The sequence below is a fragment of the Psychrobacter sp. A3 genome (genome assembly GCF_028823565.1).
GTDB classification, from domain to species: domain Bacteria; phylum Pseudomonadota; class Gammaproteobacteria; order Pseudomonadales; family Moraxellaceae; genus Psychrobacter; species Psychrobacter celer.
This window is the reverse complement of sequence record NZ_JAPEHS010000036.1, coordinates 1-21,109: the sequence shown is the minus strand read 5'-3', so window position 1 is coordinate 21,109 and position 21,109 is coordinate 1. Positions and strand designations below refer to the sequence as shown.

General features: G+C 44.2%; 20 protein-coding genes and 1 pseudogene. 4 read left to right on the top strand and 17 right to left on the bottom strand.

The genetic code is table 11. The features are described 5' to 3' along the window. Positions 1 to 241: 241 nt before the first annotated feature. The 8 genes from NK638_RS06930 to NK638_RS06895 form a co-directional block, all read right to left on the bottom strand. Positions 242 to 1,174 (bottom strand): electron transfer flavoprotein subunit alpha/FixB family protein, encoded by a 933-nt coding sequence (locus tag NK638_RS06930; protein WP_274632430.1) that lies wholly within the window; start codon positions 1,172 to 1,174, stop codon positions 242 to 244. A gap of 141 nt (positions 1,175 to 1,315) precedes the next feature. Next, positions 1,316 to 2,053, bottom strand: a complete 738-nt coding sequence (locus NK638_RS06925) for an electron transfer flavoprotein subunit beta/FixA family protein (protein ID WP_274632429.1) — start codon at positions 2,051 to 2,053, stop codon at positions 1,316 to 1,318. Positions 2,054 to 2,527: 474 nt separating this feature from the next. Further along, positions 2,528 to 3,091, bottom strand: a complete 564-nt coding sequence (locus NK638_RS06920) for a DUF421 domain-containing protein (RefSeq protein WP_274632428.1) — start codon at positions 3,089 to 3,091, stop codon at positions 2,528 to 2,530. 211 nt (positions 3,092 to 3,302) lie between these two features. Next, complete coding sequence (locus NK638_RS06915) at positions 3,303 to 3,515, bottom strand: cold-shock protein (RefSeq protein WP_071003179.1); 213 nt, start codon at positions 3,513 to 3,515, stop codon at positions 3,303 to 3,305. A 387-nt stretch (positions 3,516 to 3,902) separates the two neighbouring features. Further along, on the bottom strand, positions 3,903 to 4,331 hold the full coding sequence (locus NK638_RS06910; protein WP_274632427.1) for a hypothetical protein: 429 nt from the start codon (positions 4,329 to 4,331) through the stop codon (positions 3,903 to 3,905). A gap of 337 nt (positions 4,332 to 4,668) precedes the next feature. Continuing rightward, positions 4,669 to 5,685, bottom strand: coding sequence for a ketol-acid reductoisomerase (gene ilvC, locus NK638_RS06905; protein WP_274632426.1), 1,017 nt, complete (start codon positions 5,683 to 5,685; stop codon positions 4,669 to 4,671). A gap of 141 nt (positions 5,686 to 5,826) precedes the next feature. Further along, complete coding sequence (gene ilvN / locus NK638_RS06900; RefSeq protein WP_075102296.1) at positions 5,827 to 6,324, bottom strand: acetolactate synthase small subunit; 498 nt, start codon at positions 6,322 to 6,324, stop codon at positions 5,827 to 5,829. After that, positions 6,324 to 8,036 carry an acetolactate synthase 3 large subunit gene (locus NK638_RS06895; protein ID WP_199774512.1) on the bottom strand — a complete coding sequence of 571 codons (1,713 nt, stop codon included), beginning with the start codon at positions 8,034 to 8,036 and terminating at the stop codon, positions 6,324 to 6,326. The genes ilvN and NK638_RS06895 overlap by 1 nt, the downstream gene beginning before the upstream one ends. A 1,035-nt stretch (positions 8,037 to 9,071) precedes the next feature. On the opposite strand from NK638_RS06895, the gene NK638_RS06890 reads away from it, so the two are divergent. After that, positions 9,072 to 9,578: a DUF4124 domain-containing protein gene (locus NK638_RS06890; protein WP_105244920.1), complete on the top strand. Its 507-nt coding sequence runs from the start codon at positions 9,072 to 9,074 to the stop codon at positions 9,576 to 9,578. Between the two features lie 140 nt (positions 9,579 to 9,718). Here NK638_RS06890 and NK638_RS06885 read toward each other — a convergent pair whose 3' ends face one another. Further along, positions 9,719 to 11,536 (bottom strand): NAD(P)H-hydrate dehydratase, encoded by a 1,818-nt coding sequence (locus NK638_RS06885; protein WP_274632425.1) that lies wholly within the window; start codon positions 11,534 to 11,536, stop codon positions 9,719 to 9,721. 85 nt (positions 11,537 to 11,621) lie between these two features. Between NK638_RS06885 and queG the strand changes: the two genes are divergently transcribed. Further along, positions 11,622 to 12,857 (top strand): tRNA epoxyqueuosine(34) reductase QueG, encoded by a 1,236-nt coding sequence (gene queG / locus NK638_RS06880; RefSeq protein WP_274632424.1) that lies wholly within the window; start codon positions 11,622 to 11,624, stop codon positions 12,855 to 12,857. Positions 12,858 to 13,067: 210 nt separating this feature from the next. Here queG and lysM read toward each other — a convergent pair whose 3' ends face one another. The 6 genes from lysM to NK638_RS06850 form a co-directional block, all read right to left on the bottom strand. After that, a complete protein-coding gene (gene lysM, locus NK638_RS06875; protein ID WP_105244917.1) occupies positions 13,068 to 13,577 on the bottom strand; it encodes a peptidoglycan-binding protein LysM in 510 nt (169 codons plus the stop codon). A 387-nt stretch (positions 13,578 to 13,964) separates the two neighbouring features. Next, the gene (gene acpP, locus NK638_RS06870) at positions 13,965 to 14,201 is read right to left on the bottom strand and encodes an acyl carrier protein (RefSeq protein WP_068034635.1); all 237 of its coding nucleotides are present in this window, start codon (positions 14,199 to 14,201) and stop codon (positions 13,965 to 13,967) included. A gap of 276 nt (positions 14,202 to 14,477) precedes the next feature. Continuing rightward, positions 14,478 to 15,206: a 3-oxoacyl-ACP reductase FabG gene (gene fabG, locus NK638_RS06865; RefSeq protein ID WP_201584869.1), complete on the bottom strand. Its 729-nt coding sequence runs from the start codon at positions 15,204 to 15,206 to the stop codon at positions 14,478 to 14,480. Then, a complete protein-coding gene (fabD, locus tag NK638_RS06860; RefSeq protein ID WP_274632423.1) occupies positions 15,203 to 16,171 on the bottom strand; it encodes an ACP S-malonyltransferase in 969 nt (322 codons plus the stop codon). The genes fabG and fabD overlap by 4 nt, the downstream gene beginning before the upstream one ends. Before the next feature lie 422 nt (positions 16,172 to 16,593). Then, positions 16,594 to 16,776, bottom strand: coding sequence for a 50S ribosomal protein L32 (gene rpmF / locus NK638_RS06855; protein WP_010196743.1), 183 nt, complete (start codon positions 16,774 to 16,776; stop codon positions 16,594 to 16,596). Positions 16,777 to 17,095: 319 nt separating this feature from the next. Further along, complete coding sequence (locus tag NK638_RS06850) at positions 17,096 to 17,689, bottom strand: YceD family protein (protein ID WP_274632422.1); 594 nt, start codon at positions 17,687 to 17,689, stop codon at positions 17,096 to 17,098. Between the two features lie 321 nt (positions 17,690 to 18,010). Here NK638_RS06850 and NK638_RS12525 point away from each other — a divergent pair. Then, a pseudogene (locus NK638_RS12525) lies at positions 18,011 to 18,277 on the top strand (elongation factor P hydroxylase); the annotation flags it as partial. A 781-nt stretch (positions 18,278 to 19,058) separates the two neighbouring features. Here the strand turns inward: NK638_RS12525 and NK638_RS06840 are convergent. Together NK638_RS06840 and NK638_RS06835 are read right to left on the bottom strand one after the other, a co-directional pair. Continuing rightward, positions 19,059 to 19,307, bottom strand: coding sequence for a hypothetical protein (locus NK638_RS06840; RefSeq protein ID WP_274632421.1), 249 nt, complete (start codon positions 19,305 to 19,307; stop codon positions 19,059 to 19,061). Between the two features lie 128 nt (positions 19,308 to 19,435). Beyond that, complete coding sequence (locus tag NK638_RS06835) at positions 19,436 to 20,728, bottom strand: hypothetical protein (protein ID WP_274632420.1); 1,293 nt, start codon at positions 20,726 to 20,728, stop codon at positions 19,436 to 19,438. An 84-nt stretch (positions 20,729 to 20,812) separates the two neighbouring features. Here NK638_RS06835 and NK638_RS06830 point away from each other — a divergent pair, with 84 nt between their 5' ends. Continuing rightward, the gene (locus tag NK638_RS06830; protein WP_201599984.1) at positions 20,813 to 21,022 is read left to right on the top strand and encodes a helix-turn-helix domain-containing protein; all 210 of its coding nucleotides are present in this window, start codon (positions 20,813 to 20,815) and stop codon (positions 21,020 to 21,022) included. Positions 21,023 to 21,109: the final 87 nt, after the last annotated feature.

Genomic DNA, 21,109 nt, shown 5'->3' with positions numbered 1-21,109 from the left:
TCTCAATAGCATTGTAGAGTCATATAGTAGACTAAACATAGCTTCTATCCAATAACCCCACCCTAACTAACACTACTTCAAACTACTATAAAGCGGATTTTTATAAAATTTGAGGTCGACTCAATATATAATCTTAGTCTAATAATCATTCCAATAGTCAGCTCAATAAAAAGCCCCGCTATATGATAGCAGGGCTTATATAATACAAATTAAGTTTCTTAGTAGTCAAAAGCGTTGATCTTTATACTTTACTAGTCAATTCAGGTAAAGCTTCGAATAGATCTGCTTCTAAGAAGTAATCGGCAACGCTAGCGATTGGCGCTTCTGGGTCATTGTTGATCGCCACAATGACTTTAGAGTCTTTCATACCGGCCAAATGCTGAATTGCACCTGAGATACCAGCTGCGATATATAGCTGCGGCGCAACGATCTTACCGGTTTGACCGACCTGCATATCGTTTGGTACATAGCCTGCATCCACAGCGGCACGTGATGCGCCAACCGCAGCGCCTAGCTTGTCAGCTAATGGCTCGATGTATTTGGTGAAGTTCTCACCGTTTGCCAATGCACGGCCACCAGAGACAACGATACTCGCTGACGTCAGCTCAGGACGGTCAGATTGCGCCATCTCTTCATTGACAAAGCTTGCTTTGCCCGTCTCTTGCACACTGTCAATAGTCTCAACCGTCGCCGAGCCGCCTTCAGCAGCTACTGGATCGAACGCTGTGGTACGAACCGTAACGACCACTTTATCTTCTGACGTCTTCACGGTAGCGGTCGCGTTACCAGCATAGATAGGACGCTCAAAGGTTTGCGCATCTACGACTGCTGAGATTTCAGAGATCATGCTCACATCTAGCAATGCGGCCACACGTGGCATAAAGTTTTTGCCAGTGGTGGTCGCTGCAGCAACGATATGGCTATAATCGCCGGCCACATCAGCAACCAATAGAGCCACATTACCCGCTAATTGGTGCTCATATGCTGCGTTGTCTGCCAGTAATACTTTGGTCACGCCTTCAGCTTTTGCTGCTTCATCAGCGACCGCTTGCGCGCCGCTACCTGTGACCAATACATGAACGTCATCGCCCATTTGTTTTGCTGCTGCGATGGTGTTCAAAGTTGCCTTTTTTAGACTGGCATTGTCATGTTCTGCATATACCAAAATTGCCATTGTTTTAATCCTTTATTTGTTCGTATCATCGATTCATGAAGGGGTTTGTGTACAACGTGATCTATATGGCCCTATGACTTGTCTTTATAGACGTAGCCTTGTACACAATGTGCCGCCGCGAAGTATCCAATCATTGAGACATTAGATTACTTTTGCTTCATTTTTTAGCTTATCGACCAACTCATCAACAGAGCCCACTGTGATACCAGCTTTGCGTTCAGCAGGTGGTACGACTTTGATAATCTCTTGCTTAGATGCCATATCTACACCAAAATCAGCTGGCGTCTTTTTTTTCTTCGCTTTCATGATGTTTGGCAATTTGGCATAACGTGGCTCATTCAAACGCAAGTCAGTGGTGATGACTGCTGGCAAATCAAGCGCAACCGTCTGCAAGCCGCCATCGATTTCGCGAGTGACGTTTACTTTATCGCCTTCGACTTTTACTTCTGATGCAAAGGTGCCCTGACCGATACCCATCAATGCCGCGAGCATCTGACCTGTTTGGTTGTTGTCATCATCGATCGCTTGTTTACCCAAAAGAATGATATCGGTGCTTTCGCTTTCGGCGATATTTTTTAGGATTTTAGCGACTTGTAGAGGGTATGGCTTGTCGTCAGTCAATACTAAAACACCACGATCTGCACCCAGTGCCAAGGCCGCACGAATCTGCTCTTGTGACTCTTTAGGACCAATAGAGGCAACAATAATCTCGTCAATGACGCCAGCTTCTTTTAGACGAACTGCTTCTTCTACTGCAATCTCGTCAAAAGGGTTGATTGACATCTTAGTGTTTGACAAATCAACGCCAGAGTTATCAGCTTTTACACGAACTTTTACGTTGTAATCAATGACACGCTTGACCGCTACTAATGCTTTCATACGTTCCTCGTTTATTAATGTTATGAATTAAAAAATTGCCAGTTAAGAACCAAAGGTTCATGGTTATTCAAACTGTCGTTCAAAATACTACTCAAGGTTTATACTGCGTCAATAGATAGTAGTTAATTAAGAGAGATGAAACAATACCAAAACGCATATTTGTCGCATATTTCTTATTAATAAAATCCACTAAGGCTAAGCCCGCCGCTATTATCAGACCTACGTATCTTGCGTGAGCACAGGCCTAAGGTCAAGACAACGCCGTGAATAATGCGTCATAAATTTGTCACCATTCTATAATAAATAGTTTATAAACGCACAATTTCCCCCTGATGTCCTCTTCCTTCTTTTGACCTCAAGCTTTATTCTTCACTCTGTTATAGCATTGCTAGCATACAGCTTGCTTAAGGCTTTGTTATGACTTCTTACCCTACCAGTGTTTGGCGCGCCATTGCTCATCAAAGCAGCCTGAGCTTAGCTTGACTCATGGTGGCTCGGTCTCATCAACAGCTCGCTGTCACGTATGTCATCAAACAACGCCCAGTCAGGCGGGACATCATTGTTTTTGATGACGCTCATGTCTCCTGTCGTCTCCATAATCACCGCAAACACTTCTGTCTTGGACTTTAGGCCATTTTTGCGCAGCACTTCTTGTACATCACTGGTGCTTAAATTTGCCTCGGCCAAATTGTCTGCAAAATACTCGCCGTGAGCCATCAGTATAATGGCTTTATTGTCAATCAACGATTTGAGTGGTTTGACCTTGCGCCTGATCATAGAAATCAGCCCTTGCATGACAAATAACACCGCCACAGCAAATAGACCCTGCATCAGTGATGGCGAATCAGACAACACCGTAGAGGCTAAAACACTACCGATAGCAACCGTCATGGCAAAGTCGTGGCTAGATAGTTTTGAAAAACTGCGCAGCCCCATCAAGCGAGTAAAGAGCATCAAGCCCACATAAAACCCCGCAGCAGATAAAGATATGCCCACCAGCTGCTGCCAATCGATCGAAAACCATGTCTGCCACTTCATAAATCAACCTTATATCGCTATTCTCAATCAATCCTATATCGCAAATAACCGAAAAACAAACCCCACAAAAAAAGCAACCTGATAAGAGGTTGCTTTTTTTTAAAGTCTAAACAGTATTTTTATTGTTTTTATAAACAAAAAGTTTATGCATATCGTCACTCTCACTGTCATCGAGCGTACTGAACATCAGTGTGCCCAAACAGCAAAGAGGTTATAGTGCTTCGATTTGCTCAGCTTGTGGACCTTTTTTGCCCTCACCTAAGATGAACGACACTTTTTGGCCTTCGGCTAGAGTTTTGAAACCGCTACCTTGGATAGCGCTGTAGTGAGCGAATACGTCTTGTCCGCCGTTGTCTTGAGCGATAAAACCAAAACCTTTAGCTTCATTAAACCACTTTACAGTGCCTTCAACTTTATCTGACATAAATTTTCCTAACTCTTTAACTGTTGGCGAGACTGGTGTCGTCACCGATTAATTGATATATACCCAAATAACTTTTGTTGCAGCGGACTGGAAAAAAACCACCAAGCCCCTGTTAAATAAAGCAAAGTTATTGCTTTAAATCCTCTGAGTACAAGCCGATTATAACAGCTTTTCCTAACGGCAACAGCTTAAATTGATGATTTTTGTAAATAGTTATGAGGAACAAAAACCAATGATCATTGGCAGTACTGATACAACATAATCATTTGATAACAAAGGAATTATCAATAATAACATCAACTACTTTCGTTACGATTGACGTTACTTTTACTTGGCCATCCTTTTATTCTTCTAATCATCTTTCTAACGAGATAACTAAATAACCCCCTAACCCTGCGATATCGGGAGCCATGGCGCACTTAGTACCAATAGACAAAGCGCAAAAAATATCAATGAAAACGACTGGCTATAAGCGATGTAGTTGGCCGGAACCACCAGATCCTGCGGTGAGTCTGGAATGCCCTTACGTTTGAGCAGGCGTGTGCCATAGACCCAGCCAAAGATAGTATAGATACCATAGGCCGCTGGGACGGTAATGGCTAGTGGCGTTAGGTCGATGACATAGAGCATGACGACAGAGACAAAAAACCACGATGTATCCAATAATGAGCTGATCTGAAAAAACTTTGATTTAGGCAGTTTGCCGTCTGTTTTTTTGAGCATCTCCCCTTCTATCCAAATCAAGACTGCTACCACAGCGCTCAGAGTAATGTAAACGAATTGCGGCGTTAGCCAGTCAGGATAAGATATTTGCACAACAGACAACCTGTATTCTAGAAAAAAGAAGCACTTTGCGACAATAAGACAAAGATAAAAAAACAAAATACTGATGGCGGCAACCATCAATAAAAAATGCGCGGCAGCTAACTGCTATACGCACCGATTATCATCACTATTAGCCACCATAATTAAGACCGTAATGCCTGCCTATATTGGGCAGCGTTTTTTGTTTTTCAACCCATATCATTTATTCTTAGCCCATACCCACCTACAAAAAACCCACGCTATCTATTGATAACATGGGTTTGTCTCACGCAGCCAGTCTAAAGATAGCGCATATGGCTACTTATAAGCGTAGGCTTAGTGCTTTGGTTTAGTTTTTGTCTTTATCGATGATCTTGTTGCCACCGATCCATGGCATCATAGCGCGCAATTTGGCACCAGTGATTTCGATCTGATGCTCAGCGTTGTTACGACGACGGGCAGTCATTGATGGGTAGTTGGTCGCGCCTTCCGAGATAAACATCTTCGCGTACTCACCAGACTGGATACGTTTTAGGGCATTGCGCATCGCTTCACGTGATTGCTCGTTGATAACCTCTGTACCAGTGACGTATTCGCCGTATTCAGCGTTGTTACTGATTGAGTAGTTCATGTCAGCGATACCGCCTTCATACATGAGGTCGACGATAAGCTTTAGCTCATGTAAGCACTCAAAATAGGCCATTTCTGGCGCGTAACCTGCTTCTGTTAGCGTCTCAAAGCCCATTTTGACCAGCTCTACTGCGCCGCCACAAAGCACTGCTTGCTCACCGAATAGATCGGTTTCTGTCTCATCTTTAAACGTCGTTTCGATGATACCCGAGCGGCCACCGCCCACGCCTGCTGCATAAGATAGCGCCAACTGCTTGGCTTGACCAGATGCGTCTTGGTAAACTGCGACAAGATCAGGGATACCGCCGCCTTTGGTGAACTCAGAACGTACTGTGTGACCTGGCGCTTTTGGTGCGACCATGATGACATCAAGATCACCGCGCGGCACTACTTGGTTGTAATGAATGGCAAAACCGTGCGCGAAAGCTAAGGTAGCGCCCTCTTTGATGTTGGGTTCGATTACTTCATTATAAAGCTCTTTTTGGAACTCATCAGGCGTCAAAATCATGACAACGTCGGCCGCTTTTACCGCTTCTTCGACTTCAGCGACTTTGAGACCAGCATTTTCAGCTTTTTTCCATGAGCCCGAGTTGGCACGTAGGCCCACGGTGACATCGACGTCTGAGTCTTGTAGGTTCAGCGCGTGGGCGTGACCTTGTGAGCCGTAGCCAATGATGGCCACTTTTTTGCCTTGGATAATCGATAGATCACAATCTTTATCATAATAAACGTTCATAAATAGAGTCCTTTTCCTCAATCATGGCGTGCCATGGATAGTAAGCGCTCCTACTTCAACCATTCTCATAGAGTGTGGGCTAAGATGAGCGCGCTGTTGATAATAAACTACATTGTTCACAGTATTAGTCACTACTGCCGACTAAAGACTTAGGGTTTTTTCTCCACGTGCGATACCGATGACGCCTGAGCGAACCACTTCCATAATACGCTCGCGGCCAATCACATCGATAAAGCCGTCGAGCTTGGCTTTATCACCGACGATTTGGATAGTATATAGATTGGATGTCACATCCACGATTTGTGCGCGGAAGATATCAGCACTGCGCTTAATTTCCTCGCGTACGCTGCCAGTCGCGCGCACTTTGATCAGCATCAGCTCACGCTCGACATGGACATTATCCGTCAGATTCAGTACCTTAACCACTTCGATTAATTTATGCAATTGTTTCGTGATTTGCTCGATTCGCTCAGGTGAGGTAATGGTCGTCACGGTCAGACGCGAGATACTTGGGTCATCAGTGGGCGCGACGTTTAGCGTCTCGATGTTATAGCCACGCTGGGAAAACAAGCCGACCAACCGCGACAACGAACCCGCTTCGTTTTCCATCAATACCGAAATCAGATGTTGTTGTTGCATTAGGTGCGCTCCCCTTTTGTTAACCACATATCACGCATGGATTGACCCGCGATTTGCATTGGATATACATGCTCATGACGATCGACATAAACATCGATAAATACCAGTCTATCTTTGATTGCCATGGCTTCGGCCAGCTGAGCCTCCATCGTCGCAGGATCGGTGATTTTGATACCGACGTGACCATAGCTCTCTGCCAACTTCACAAAATCTGGTAGTGAATTCATATAAGACTGTGCGTGACGGCCTTCATACAACATGTCTTGCCACTGCTTAACCATACCCAGCTGAGCATTGTTTAGGTTTAATATTTTGACAGGTAGATTGTATTGCAAGCAAGTCGATAGCTCTTGGATATTCATCTGAATAGAGCCTTCACCAGTGATGCACACCACATCGCGCTCAGGCCTTGCAAGCTTGGCCGCCATTGCATAAGGCAGTCCTACACCCATGGTGCCAAGACCACCTGAGTTTAGCCATTGACGCGGCTCATCATAGGTGTAATACAAAGCGGCAAACATCTGATGCTGACCGACGTCACTGGTGATAATGGCTTTGCCATCTGTCACTTTACACAGAGCTTGGACGACGCTTTGCGGCTTGATACCTTCATCGGTACTGGTATCGTAGCGCAAGCCATGACGCGTACGCCACTCGTTGATTTGCGACCACCAATCTTGCAAGGCGTGCTGCTCAAGCTCTTTGTCATCACCGATGATACCTAGCATATCTGTCAAGACCGCCTTGACATCCCCGACGATTGGAATATGGGCATTGATCGTCTTAGAAATGGAAGCCGGATCGATATCGATATGGATAATCGTCGCATTTGGACAGAATTTTTTGACGTTATTGGTCACGCGGTCATCGAAGCGTGCGCCAATTGCTAAGATGACATCCGCGTGATGCATGGTCATGTTGGCCTCATAAGTGCCATGCATACCTAGCATACCTAAGAACTGACGATCGGAGCCTGGGAAGGTGCCAAGCCCCATCAAGGTATTGGTCACAGGTAAGTTTAAACGATGAGCAAGATCGGTTAGCTCTGCGTGGGCCTTACTCCAAATCACGCCGCCGCCAGCATAGACAACAGGGCGCTGCGCTGATAATAGGGTCTCAACCGCTTTTTTGATTTGACCGCTATGGCCTTTTTGTGATGGCTGATACGAGCGCAAGAATACCTCAGCAGGATACTCGTAAGCGTACTTTTCACTAGGAGCCGTCATGTCTTTTGGCACATCGATAACCACAGGACCTGGGCGTCCAGACTGGGCGATATAAAAGGCTTTTTTGACGATCATCGGAATTTCGCTGGCATGGCGCACCTGAAAGCTGTGCTTGACGATAGGGCGTGATACCCCAACCATATCTGTTTCTTGGAAAGCGTCTTCACCAATCAAGCTGCTTGGCACCTGACCTGAAATCACCACCATCGGAACTGAATCCATAAAGGCGGTTGCGATGGCCGTTACCGTGTTGGTCGCACCAGGGCCTGAGGTGGCGAGCACCACCCCTGTCTTGCCTGTCACGCGTGAATAGGCATCTGCCATATGACCTGCGGCCTGCTCATGACGTACCAAAATATGCTCAATGGCGTCTTGTTGAAACAAAGCATCATAAATATGAAGTACCGCGCCACCTGGGTAACCAAAAATATAGTCAACCCCTTCATCGGTCAGCGATTGCACCAACATCTCAGCACCAGATAGCATCACTGGCTGCGCACTACCCTCTGCAAGACGTTGCTGTTTTTCTTCGAAGTTTTTTGCGGCATTACCCGTCTGGGTATGTCCGGTCATATTCGGACTTTGCGTGGTTTGCGTCACTGTCATCACCTTTTTTTGCGGCGAGAATTTGCGGTGTTTTATAATAAAAACCATTACCGACTGGTGTGATTTTTAGCACCATAAAACAAGCGCCAACTCTTATCCATATCAAGAATGTGTGCCTACCATACGTAAGTCATACTGTTTGGACACAGCATCAGACTCAAATACAGCAAGGTATTGAGGTCAGTTTGTGACAGGAAGTTATCGATGTACGATGACAAGATGCGAGCGCATCTATAAAAGAATCTTATTATTGAGGGGGATTACCAAGCAGCTGTTCTCAAAACCTTTGTTTTAAAAACCGTTGTTTTCAAAACTTAGCATCTGTCAGACTAACGGATGCAAAGGCGTTGACACAATATACATAAATCATCATAAACAAATCAGATAGCACTCATGATTAGTGGCGGATAACAAGGTCGTTAAGTCCTATAACCGACTATTGATTTCGTATTATCATTACATATCAAGCCGTTTTTGAGACAAACGTAAGCATGACACTTAGTAGGGTTCAAATAACAAGTTTATCTTAGTCATTGTAGACAGATAAGTCCGGAGACAATGTATTTTGTGATTTGTGGTGGTCTTCCTGACCACCCTTACAACACACATCATCACAAAGAAAACAAAACCGTGCAAGCTACCGATAAGTAACCTGTGGTCCTTGTCCTCAAGTGCCACGGCAATATCATAAAAGCCGCTCACTGACCAATCAACTATCCTTATATTCGATGGTTTATCAGCTATTGTCAAGAAAAACTTATATCCCCTATCCCTAACTATTGGTTATTAAATAATATACATTGATAAGAATTATTTGATAGAATCAAACTTCGGTACATTTTTAGTACCATCCAAATACTAAAGTGTTATATTTATACCAATATTTTTATTTTGCCGCTTAAGAGGAACTCTGCTATGGCATATGCGTTTTCACAATATACTGCTACCAAACTCCTTGTCAGTGCGAGTATGGCAGGTATGCTAATGCTGTCGATGAGCGCCAGTCATGCTATCCAAGTGTATAAGTCTATCGGCGCGCATGGTGAGGTAAAATATAGCCAACATGCACCGCAAAATGGCAAAAATGTCGAGTTGATTGAGTTTCGCAGCGATGGACGGCAAAACAACGCAGGAGAAATGGCGGGAAAAACAGATGCCAGTCAAAGTAGCAATGCTCAGACCGCCGAGCAACAACGCGTGGCACAGCTAGAGGCTCGCATCAAAGAGCAAGAGGCACAAGCCAATGCACAGCGTTGTCAGTCACTACGTAATAACTTAACCAACCTCAATGTCGGTGGCCGTATCTATGAAATGGATGCCAATGGCAAACGTCAATATTTGGATGGCCGAGAGATTGAGCTAAAACGTGAACGTGTGCAGCAAGCAATCGATCAATATTGTGGTAACTCTGCAGCCTTGTAAGCTGACGCTCTGGGCATTGCGGTTCGCCGCTTATGCCAGTGGATTGGGGCGTGCCTTCATCTCTCTCCCATTTAGATGACTATCTACTCAATTGAGGACACGCCCTACCTATAGCGTTATCGGTCTTACTGTTGGTCTTACTACCAGCTGTCATCACTGACGGTAAGTTCCTGCATGACATGACGAATGGCCGCCGGCATATCTTGCGCCTGTAGCCCTCGTTGACCAATCAATAACGCCGTTTTATCGGTTTGGTTGATCAACATATCGCCTGCCATACCGTGTAGAAGCACTGCTTGCTGTAGACCGCGCGACTCTCTTATCAAGTCCTTTTGCGCCAGCAGTCCAGCAATCAGACCAGATAGGACATCGCCCATACCTGCTGTCGCCATGCCTGCATTGCCTGTCGCACAGACATAAATCTGTGCCTGCTGCTCTCTTTGCTCTAGCACCAATGACCCTGCCCCCTTTAATACCCAATCACCACCATAATCTGTCGCACACTGTCTAATAGCAGCCAATCTGTCGCTCTCTACTTGATTGACTTCCATACCTAATAGCTTTGCCGCTTCACCACTGTGCGGTGTCAGGCAGACTGAGTGATGGGCGCTATGCTGTTGCAAGGCGGCGATAAGCGGGTGATGCTCCTTATGCAAATCCGCCAGATGATACAGGCCATCAGCGTCGATAACGATTGGTTTTTTTTCTGTAATGGCAGCTTTTAGATAGCAGACAAATAATTTTTTGGCCTTATCATCACGTCCTAAGCCCATACCGATAGCGATGACGCTGGCTCCCTTAAGCAATCGCCTTACCCCATCAGCATCATGTAGGTTTATCGTCATGGCATCAGGCAGTGAGGTCAGCAAGGCTGCATGAAAAGCTTCATGACATGCCACAGTGATCTTACCTGCTCCCGTTGCCATGGCACTAGAAGCTGATAGTATCGCCGCACCGCCCATCCCTTGCGAGCCATCCACACGGTTGCCACCGATGATGAGCACATGGCCATAGCTGCCTTTATAGCTGTTTTGCTGGCGAGGGGTTAGAGCGTACGCACTTGTGACCAGCTCTGCCACCGGTTTAAGAGCGTTATCCTCCAGCGCATAAGGTACCAGCGCGATGTCGACGACTTGGCCACTATAATCCATACCGTCTTTGGTATGCAGACCAAACTTACGCGCCACCAAGCACAGAGTCATATCTGCCTGTATCGCGGCACCAGCAAACACCTCACCTGTCGCCGCGACCAAACCACTAGGAATGTCCACCGCAATCACAAATGGCTTATAGCATTTGGCCAATTGGTTAAGTCGATAAATAGCGCTTTGGTAGATGCCTGCTGGTGCACGGTCCAACCCAATGCCAAAGATTGCATCGATATAGACATCAGCATCCGCTGCATAACCACTCGCTTGCCATGTACTCGCATCAGCATCGATATCAGGGCTAGCGTCCCACTCAACGCACATCTCTTCAAAGCGCTGATAACGACACCCCTTTGCCAATGCTATTTGTTTTGCTCTTTCGGCATCAGAGATAGATGTCGCACTATTTATATCAGTATCCTGTATTTTAGAGCTATCTGTCTCAAGATCTTCTTTACCAAAACCAACTGTCACGACCTGTACCTGCCAGCCCATGCGCTGTAGATAATGCGCAAGGAGCCAGCCATCACCGCCATTATTGCCCTTGCCTACCCAAATACTTGCCCGCTGCTGATACCTATGACGACGGGCAGGTGTACCGTTAATAGAGGCCGTCGCGCATTTTTGTTCATGTGCCTTTTGTATATACTGCGCCATCTGCCACGCTGCTTGCTGCATAAGCCCAAAGCTATCATGCCCTTGTGCAAACCAAGCCTGCTCCATGGCATATACCTGCTCACTGTTATACAGTGCCGTGGTCTCATTGGGCATTATTGACGCTAATGCTGCTAAATGACAATCCGGTTTCATATTTGCTCCTTTATTCATTTTTATGCTTGCACTCCATACTCACTGCCTTATCATAGCGATACTTCTTTGATTTTTATTATTCTTTATGTCTACTCTCTCAAAACCGGACTTACCCGACACCTCTAACGGCCAGACAGCGGCTGCGACGCCTGCTCACCTATCGCAGGTACTCAACAAAAAAATCGACGTCAAAAGTGACTCACCATTCACAAGTGCCGAGGATGTCAAGCGGTGGATTAAGTCTCAAGCACAGACGTTGGGGTTTGGGGACTGTGGTTTTCTCTCCGTGCATCATCCGTTATTTGCTCAGCAGATGACGCAGCTACAGCAGTGGCTGGCAAAAGGCTATGAAGGACAGCTGCAGTTTATGCACAACAATCACCATTTGCGCGCTCACCCCGATCAACTGGTAGAAGGTGCCAAAACCATCATCAGTGTGCGCATGGATTATTTAACGCAGACGCCTACGCCGCGGACGGTCGCTGATAACGATTTTCCCAATCAAGGTATCATAGCGCGTTATGCACGAGGGCGTGACTATCATAAAACCATGCGCAGTCGTTTAAAGCAATTGGCATTACAAATCGAAGCCATGCTTCCTGAGTGGCAACACCTGGATATCGGCTCGGCGCAAGAGTTTGTTTTTCGGCCATTTAGTGACTCAGCCCCCATCTTTGAGCGGCCAATCGCAGATGCTGCTGGTCTTGGCTGGACAGGCAAACATACTTTGCTGCTCAACAAACAAGCAGGCTCTTTTTTTGTACTAGGAGAGCTGTTCATCAGTCTCGAGCTACCAGACGACGCTCCTGTCAAGTCGCATTGCGGCAGCTGTAGCGCTTGTATTGATGTCTGCCCCACTCAGGCCATTGTCGCGCCTTATGAGCTAAACGCCTCTGCTTGTATCTCTTATTTGACCATCGAACATGATGGTATCATCGATGAAAAATATCGCCGCGCCATTGGCAATCGCGTCTTTGGCTGTGATGATTGCCAGCTCATCTGTCCGTGGAACCGTTATGCCAATATCACAACTGTCGAAGACTTTGCACCGCGGCACAGTCTTGACAACAGCAGTTTGCTTGAGCTGTGGCAATGGCAAGAAGCGGATTTTATGCAAAAAACCCAAGGTAGCCCGCTTAGACGCACAGGCTACGTTAATTTTTTACGCAATATCGCGATTGCACTTGGCAATGCCAACGGCAGTCAAGAGGTCATTACCCAGTTGCAGGCTAAGCTGCAGACCCATAACGCCATGCTAGACGAGCATATACATTGGGCAATCGCTGAACAACAACAAAAGCTCAGCGGTACTGATGCTTAATATTCTATCTCATCATAGCTGCTTATGGTTAGTCACTTCTTATGGCGAGTCGCTGCTTAGTCAGGTAACGTTAGCCAGTGATGTCAACAATCTCTCACCCAATAAAAAGCGCCTCTTATATAAGAGACGCTTTTTTGCCAATGAGCAATCTTTTTAATACAGTAATCTCAGGCTTATCTGCCTATTGTATTAAGCTATCACATTAATACATTAAGGTTTTGGAATACGTAAGACTTGGCCTGGGTAAATTTTGTCTGGGTCAGATAACATGGGCTTATTGGCCTCAAAAATCTTCATATAATCCCCAGATGAGCCATACACCTCTTTGGCAATCTTCGATAAGCTATCGCCAGATTTTACCGTATACATGGTTGATTCTGGAGCATCTTCTTCGATATCGATATTATCGATGACTTTTGCTACATTTTGCACGTTACCGATGGCGATAATGGCTTTTTCGCGGTCTGCTTGTGTCTTGGCATTACCGCTGATTTCTGCAGTATCTGTCGTACCATTGTATTTGATCTTTAGATTGCTGATATTCAGATTTTGCTGCTGTATACGGCGAAGCAAAATATTGGCTACTGACTGGGCAGAAGGCTCAGTGCTCTGTACTGGGGTGTTGGCATCTGCTTTGGTCTCTGATTTGGCGTCATGTTTGGCATCATCACGATTAAAGATTTTTTCGCCGATGTCTTTTGCAAAACTAAAAATACCCATCTAACTACTCCTTGAGAGGTTGTTATTTATTATGCGTCGTTATTGTTGTAGATAATGTCTCACTATCAGTGATGTCAGTCATCTTCATCGTATATAAACGTTAATACGATGACTTCATATGCAATTAATTCATACATAGCATCAGGCCGTATACAACGATGTCTGCATCACGTAGACATCTTGAGTATAACAAAAACGCTTCATTTAAATAGTAAGAGTATGTTGAGTAATGTTAATTTCATAAAGTATATGTTAATACTTTGAGATTGTTAAACACTCAAATGTACCATTGAAGTCCATATATGAAATACGACAAGCAAAAAAAACCGCCAACCCATAGGGCAAGCGGCTTTTTAGACTGGCTGAGCCAATCAGATGACTACAGCATTATAGCTGGGCTTGTACGTAATCGATTGCTTTTTGAACCGTCGTCAACTCTGCAGAGTCTTCGTCAGGGATAGTGATACCAAAATCACTTTCAAATGACATTACCAATTCAACCAAATCTAGTGAATCTGCACCTAGATCTTCCATGAATGAAGCGTCGTTGTTGATGTCTTCAACGTTCATACCCAATTGCTCAGCCACAGCTGATTTAACTCTTAGCTCGGTATCGTTGCTCATGTAGATTGCTCCTTTTTCATCTATTATTTTTAATAAACTGCTATAGCGTGTGGTCTACACTCTATAGCATGGTATATAAAATGGGATTTGCCAGATCAGCGACATCGCCGTCTGAGTACTCTATGACACCTGATACAGTCTGTCTAATGTCTACTAAAGTCCTGTCATGATACAGTGCTTTGACATAAAAGTATCCGTCATTATAACACCCTTTATTATAGTTTACACTCGTTCACACAGTTTTTTATTATTTCTATGTAACACTTGTGCGTCACTTTACATATACATCCCGCCATTGACTGGAATGACTGCGCCAGTTATATAGCTGGCCTCATCGCTGGCTAGGAAGTGTACAGCAGCAGCGATATCTTCTGGCTGACCCAAACGGCTGATAGGGACAGCGTCTAGCATCGAGTTTAGCAAGCGCTCGTCCAACTCGTCCGTCATGTCCGTTTCGATCAGACCTGGTGCGACGCAGTTGATGGTCACCTGTCTTGAGCCAATCTCGCGCGCCAGCGTCCGACTAAAGCCTTCGACACCCGCTTTGGTAGCAGCATAGTTGGACTGACCTGCATTACCCATCTGCGCCACCACAGAGGTGATATTGATAATGCGTCCTCGACGTGCTTTCATCATGCCGCGTACCGCACGTTTGCTCATACGATAGACTGAGGTTAAGTTGGTATCGACGACGTTTTCCCAATCCTCGTCTTTCATACGCATTAGCAACCCGTCTTGGGTGATACCGGCATTGTTGACCAATACTTGTACGGCACCGTAGACGCTTTCAATCTCTTCAAATAATTTTTCGATTTGTGCGGTATCACGGACGTCTAACACACGGCCAATACCACCGCTATCGTGTAGATACTCATCAATCAGCTCAGCGCCCTTTTCGGTGGTCGCCGTGCCAATCACAAAGTGTCCTTCTTTTGCAAACCGCTTGGCAACGGCTTTACCGATACCGCGACTGGCACCAGTAACTAGGGTAATTGTACGGCTCATGATAACACCTCCATTAATTTATCTAGACGAGCAGGCTTATCTGTAGGATAGCTGGTAATCGGCTGTGCTTGGCGCTTGGCCAAGTTGCTGAGTACGTTGCCACTGCCGCATTCGATTAATACATTGATTTGTTTATCAGCCAGCTCTTGCATGGTCTGTGACCACAAGACCGGTTGGCTTAGTTGCTCAGTCAGTGCTTGTTTGATGCCAGCGGCACTGGTTTCAACGCGCGCATGGCGATTTTGAATCACAGGAATGGTGGCTTGATCAAACTTGATACCTGCCAATATCTCGGCTAGGGCGTCACTTGCAGGCGCCATCAATGCGCAGTGAGACGGTACACTGACCTTCAAAGGTATGGATTTTTTGCCCGTATTTTTTACTTTATCGATAACGGCATTCACGCCAGCTGCGTTGCCCGAAATGACCACTTGCCCTGGACTGTTAAAGTTAGCAGCGCCCACGATGGCATCATCGACATGCTCGGTCGCTTGCTCACAGAGGTTTTCGACTCGCTGATCCTCTAACCCCAACACAGCTGCCATAGCGGTATCTACACCGACCACAGCCTCTTGCATCAACTGGCCGCGTTTATGCACCAAGGTGACGGCATCGGCAAGTGAGATCACTTCAGCGGCGCAAAGGGCGCTGTACTCACCTAACGAGTGACCCGCTAGGTAGCAAGGCGCCGTGGTGATTTTTTGTTGTAAAATACGCCAAATTGCCATACTTGCTGTCAGTAGCGCAGGCTGCGTATATTGGGTTTGATTGAGCTTTTCTTCGTCTTGACAGATTGCCCACAAGTCCTCGCCAAGCGCGTCGCTGGCTTCGGTAAAGGTTTCACGAATCTCTGGGTAGATGTCAGCAAGCTCGCTAGTCATCCCGACTACTTGCGATCCTTGTCCAGGAAAAATCACCGCCATACGAATCGGCTGCTTTTTTACCATATCGGGTACAGAGGCCATAACCAATATTCCTTATTTAATTGGAAATATCCCTAAATCAATGGGGGTTATTATATTATTAAATACTGTATAAAGCCGTTGATTTGACGTTTGGTCTAAAAAACGGAACATTCGTAAACTATACACTGACACACGCTATTATCATAGTAGGTGGTGCAGCAAAGCTGAGCAAAACCCTGACTTAATGGATGGTAGCTGCATCGGTGCTTGTCTACAAAAGAGAGTAACATCATACGCTTTTTAGACAAAAAGTCTAAAAAAACGATAGCAAAAAGCCAAGTTATCCAGCCACATAATTTATGATAGCGAAATAACTTGGCTTTTTTTGGCTTAAAGCCAATTGCTTCATAACAGCGACACAAAAATAATGATAGTCACCTGTACTATCATTATTTTGTATTGACCATTATAGAACCAACGACTTAAGCGTCTTGACTGACCTTAAATAACTGACGGCCACGGTAGAAACCATCTTTGGTCATGTGATGACGACGATGTTTTTCACCAGTGGTAGCATCTACGCTTAGCTCAGCCACTTCCATACGATGGTGTGAACGGCGCATGTCACGACGAGAACGGCTTTTACGACTTTTTTGAACAGCCATGATATAGCTCCTATACTTAAAGGGATAAGCTTAAAATTCAGCTTTAGTCGATACTGACAGAGGCTATATAATCACAACAACCTAAGTCTTAAGCATCATTGGTTAAATAGATTGCCACCTACATAAAGTGCTGACTACGTCTAAAATCGATAGAAAATTTGCCCAGTCAGCTTCTATCAGCAAGCAACTTGTTGCTAGAATGCAATAAACCGGACATTATACGCATGTTTGATGGATTAATAAAGCCCTGCCTTTCACTCTTTGATAGAAAGCGGATAAAAGTCATCATAATCTGCCATAGGCTCATCTGCCACCGCGGTTATAGTTTGCCTTTGAGCGATGCCAATGCTGCAAAAGGATTTTCGTTTTCTTCTTCCTCTGGAATCTCACCAAACTGCTCAACACTCATTTCACAATCATCGTGCTTAGGGGCCATGGGTGTTTTGAGCAATATCTCATCTTCTACCAGCTTTTTTAATGGCAGCAAGTTTTCTGGTGATTGCTCAGGAATGATTTCATCAAGTAATAAATAATCTTGCTCTTCATCGACCAAGCTTATTTGGCTGTCATCATCCAACAACGCGATGTCATAATCACCAGATAAATCAATGGCAACTGGCTGCAAACAGCGCTGACAGGTGAGCCAGATATCGCCCGCCAAGGTAAAGGCGAGATGCAGCACATTATTATGACGGTATAATTGAGTATTTAGCTGTATTATTTGTTGCTCATGCTCTGTAGTCAATATGGCAGCCAAACGCTCAAAACTGCGTGGCTCCACCTCTCCTACCCACTCAAACCCACTGTCGGCCCATTTATCTAACGAGACATTCTCAGGCATAACGCTTGATACGGACGCTTTTTTATGGTCAGTGTTATTTGCTGACGGCTTATTTTCTAAAGTGTTTGACATGCGCGGCCTCATTCATCAAAACGGTGTATAATATTGCCTGCCATACTAACGGAAAGCACCGAGGGGTGCCAGCGCTAGTATGTTACTATTTTTTGATACCGGCTATATTTTACCGCATTACCGCTTCACTCTGCCGCTTGGCCTTCGCTCACAAGGTCTTTTGTCTTTATTCTCTATTTGCTCTGTATCCGATCTATGACTTGTTTTACCCATCCGATGGATTTTTCCACCCTCCAGCCCCGTATCCATGCGCCGATATTACGTCAGCGTCTGAGCCACTTAATAGCCTCTAGCCACCCAGATAATGCGCTATCATCAATCATGACAAACGCGCACCTATCAATCTGGCAAGAGGGCTGGCAAAAAATATCTACTACAAAGGTAGACAGTGACCAGCAGCCTTCAGTAGCAGATAGTGAACAAGCGGTGACTGATTGGCTGATTGACTTGTTTAATACAGTGTTTGCGCAGCAAAAGGTTGTATTGGTTCGTGGTCAGGGTGAGCCAGAATACTTCCCTGCAACAGACACTCTACCAGCGAGAATTGAGTTCGCGCATGGGTTCTTTGCCAGCGCCCTGCACGAATTACACACATCTCCTTATAGGTTGACATGCTAGAAACCTCTTATTCTAATAGTGTACATCGCTATATTATTTGTAGGCATCTAAATTAAAACTATCACTTCGGTGATTATTACCACCTATCAGAACAAATCACTTTTACCTATCCAAAAGATAATGGTCGTTCTATCAATTAGGTATCATAACAATTAAGTTTTTCAGGTATCTTTCACATCTTCAGAAACATCCTTTCTAATATCATCCTATCTAAGCTATAAACGCGGACATGATGCGCTTCGCTACGTCTATCTATTAATGGTTACTTTTGATCAATCGTACCATCCTCTAATCCAGTAGATTTTATCTATGTCAGATAGGTAGAAGTAAAAGTAGTTTTCTGCTATTCATGTTTATCATTAACGTCTTTGCACATAGTATTGTCAGTTGCAAGATATCGAATCATATGAACACGGATATAATGATGGTAATATTAAAGCAAGCGAGTGTAGATAGAAGCAGACCCAAGGATGTAATTCATCACGGTGATATCAGGTCTTAATGCTTATCTATTCACTAAGCGAATAAGCTGACTAGCTATAGCATTATTATGTTTGTGGGCAGAATAGTTATTCTTTATTTCGGAGATGGCTGGACGAGAGTTAGTGATGCTGGACTAGTAATCTTACATAGGTGAAATGATTTGATAAATATGATTGAATAGCACAATTAATTATGTTTCATCTTTCGATACTGGCTGTGAAAAGCAATACTATAATAGCTTAGCAACGTCCGGCTCAAACTATAAGAGCTAATTATCTTCGAGCGCTATCTTAGTATAGTGAGCATGTAGCAAAGCTTTTACTTCCTTGCTAGTTGCAATTTTACCTTCTTCAAAATCTTTAAAAAAATGCTGAGTATCTGGATTAATAGGGATATTATCGATTGCAAAGCTGCTCAAAGTATCAGAGTTGATGCGGCGGCGCTTTTCTATCTCTTGTCGACTAACAAGAACAGGCCGATCGTCAACAATCGGTGTTTTAGATTTAGAATCTTCCATACTAGCTCCTATCAGTAGTAATAAAATTGTTCAGCAAGTCAGATAGTCTTCTATCTAGACAGTCTTTCTCTTATTGATATACCTTATTTGGCTAATTTAATTGTATTAATGATTTAGACATCGGTAAATCATGATTGTTTGATACCAAGAGCTATTGTGACTGAATAATTAGTGCTTCTAGCATTCCCTAGAGCTGTATAACTGACTTGCTCTAAAGATCTGGGAGACCTATATGGACTGAATAGCTCATCGATAGTGTAGTGAAAACTACCATCATCTACTCCAAATACATAATCAAAAAATATTTTAGCCATTGCAGACTGAGGGTGGCTAGCATCGCGAAAAGATTTATTGCGATTCCAACTACCACTATGTATTTTACCGAAAATCCTTTCTATATTACCAGAAACAGAATTTGAAGCATGTCTTCGAGTAATACCTGGTTTTTGCACGTATGCAGCAGCATTTTCAACAGACTTCCAAATGATATAATGCATGGTCGATACAGAGCATTCAGCTAAACATGATCTGAGAATACTAACTAGCTTTTCGCCAATAGGCGGTGCTAGATAGTTCAGTCTTGACCTAGTAATCAGGTAGCTTAAACACTCTCCTAGCTGTAACTTTTCACACCAGCTCTTAAATTGACTATCCGCTACTAGAGCACTGGTATTTTTCTGAGATTTAGCGTTTATCAAGATTTTAGTAAGATTCTCAATACTATAAGCAAACTCAAAGATCGCTTGATAGAAATCTATCTCTAGCTCTTTTTCTTCGTTGATAGTTACGTATTCGTAGCTATTTTCAGGAGCGAGTATGAGCAGATTTCGGTTAAAAAGATGCTGTAGTATTTCTTCATCTAATTTAGAGAACGGTGATAAAGGTAATGATAAATTGTCACGTAGAGAGACTGTATTCCTTATATTATCTGCCCCTAGGCTCTCTACAGTCGCTGCGAGTAGAAGTTTATCCACATCGTTAAGCTCAGTGACTGAAGGAATACTGCTTAATTGAATGCTTCGGCATTGATTGATGTAATTTAGAGCGGTCTGTCTCTTTTCTTCTTCAAAACGGTCTTGTTTAAGACGATACTCTAAGTACTCTTGATCCATTCTTTTTTCAAGCGCCTCCCTGCAATCATCACACCGCCATCTAATAAGATCCAATTGAGTTAGCTGTGAGCGAGTATAGCAAACCTTAGTTGTACCGCAGTCTATGCATTGGCAGTCTAGTACGACAAGATGAGAATTTATTTTAACGATACTAGGTATATCCTGATGCTTAACATCAAACTCTTGACCTATCTCTTTACAGGTATATATAAAACCACTTCGTTTATCGCCTTCTCTTAACCAATACCTCTCACAGATCAGCTTATTAGTTTCTGTTATATCTGACTGATACTCTAGTTTAGTTTCCACGCTCACCTCTCAATACCGACTATATCCCGTGGATATTGTAGCTTACCACTGTGAGTATTGCTATCTTTAGCAGTGGTTAATGAAATGACAACAGATGATCGCATGATTGCCTTTGGAAAGCGTGTCCGTGAGGTACGAAAAGGTAAAGGAATATCTCAGGAAAAACTTGCAGAAATGGCAGGTATTGATCGAAGCTATATGGGAAATATTGAGCGTGGTGAAAAGAATGTTACTCTTAAAAAGGCGTATGAAGTTTGTGATGCACTAGAAGTGGATATAAAAGATTTAATTTGAAATCATATTCTCAAAAGACCTAGGTTGGTTATCGATACATGATCAGATAGCAAACCGAGACCATCCCAGATTCTGTGTAACTGACGT

Coding starts and splice junctions, on each gene's coding strand:
- NK638_RS06915 (WP_071003179.1), bottom strand. CDS start 3,515: ATGTCAGATAAAGTTGAAGGCACTGTAAAGTGGTTTAATGAAGCTAAA.
- acpP (WP_068034635.1), bottom strand. CDS start 14,201: ATGAGCAACGATACCGAGCTAAGAGTTAAATCAGCTGTGGCTGAGCAA.
- NK638_RS06930 (WP_274632430.1), bottom strand. CDS start 1,174: ATGGCAATTTTGGTATATGCAGAACATGACAATGCCAGTCTAAAAAAG.
- NK638_RS06925 (WP_274632429.1), bottom strand. CDS start 2,053: ATGAAAGCATTAGTAGCGGTCAAGCGTGTCATTGATTACAACGTAAAA.
- NK638_RS06830 (WP_201599984.1), top strand. CDS start 20,813: ATGACAACAGATGATCGCATGATTGCCTTTGGAAAGCGTGTCCGTGAG.
- ilvN (WP_075102296.1), bottom strand. CDS start 6,324: ATGCAACAACAACATCTGATTTCGGTATTGATGGAAAACGAAGCGGGT.
- NK638_RS06850 (WP_274632422.1), bottom strand. CDS start 17,689: ATGTCAAACACTTTAGAAAATAAGCCGTCAGCAAATAACACTGACCAT.
- fabG (WP_201584869.1), bottom strand. CDS start 15,206: ATGAGCCGTACAATTACCCTAGTTACTGGTGCCAGTCGCGGTATCGGT.
- ilvC (WP_274632426.1), bottom strand. CDS start 5,685: ATGAACGTTTATTATGATAAAGATTGTGATCTATCGATTATCCAAGGC.
- NK638_RS06920 (WP_274632428.1), bottom strand. CDS start 3,091: ATGAAGTGGCAGACATGGTTTTCGATCGATTGGCAGCAGCTGGTGGGC.
- queG (WP_274632424.1), top strand. CDS start 11,622: ATGTCTACTCTCTCAAAACCGGACTTACCCGACACCTCTAACGGCCAG.
- lysM (WP_105244917.1), bottom strand. CDS start 13,577: ATGGGTATTTTTAGTTTTGCAAAAGACATCGGCGAAAAAATCTTTAAT.
- fabD (WP_274632423.1), bottom strand. CDS start 16,171: ATGGCCTCTGTACCCGATATGGTAAAAAAGCAGCCGATTCGTATGGCG.
- rpmF (WP_010196743.1), bottom strand. CDS start 16,776: ATGGCTGTTCAAAAAAGTCGTAAAAGCCGTTCTCGTCGTGACATGCGC.
- NK638_RS06840 (WP_274632421.1), bottom strand. CDS start 19,307: ATGGAAGATTCTAAATCTAAAACACCGATTGTTGACGATCGGCCTGTT.
- NK638_RS06890 (WP_105244920.1), top strand. CDS start 9,072: ATGGCATATGCGTTTTCACAATATACTGCTACCAAACTCCTTGTCAGT.
- NK638_RS06895 (WP_199774512.1), bottom strand. CDS start 8,036: ATGCTATCTGGTGCTGAGATGTTGGTGCAATCGCTGACCGATGAAGGG.
- NK638_RS06885 (WP_274632425.1), bottom strand. CDS start 11,536: ATGAAACCGGATTGTCATTTAGCAGCATTAGCGTCAATAATGCCCAAT.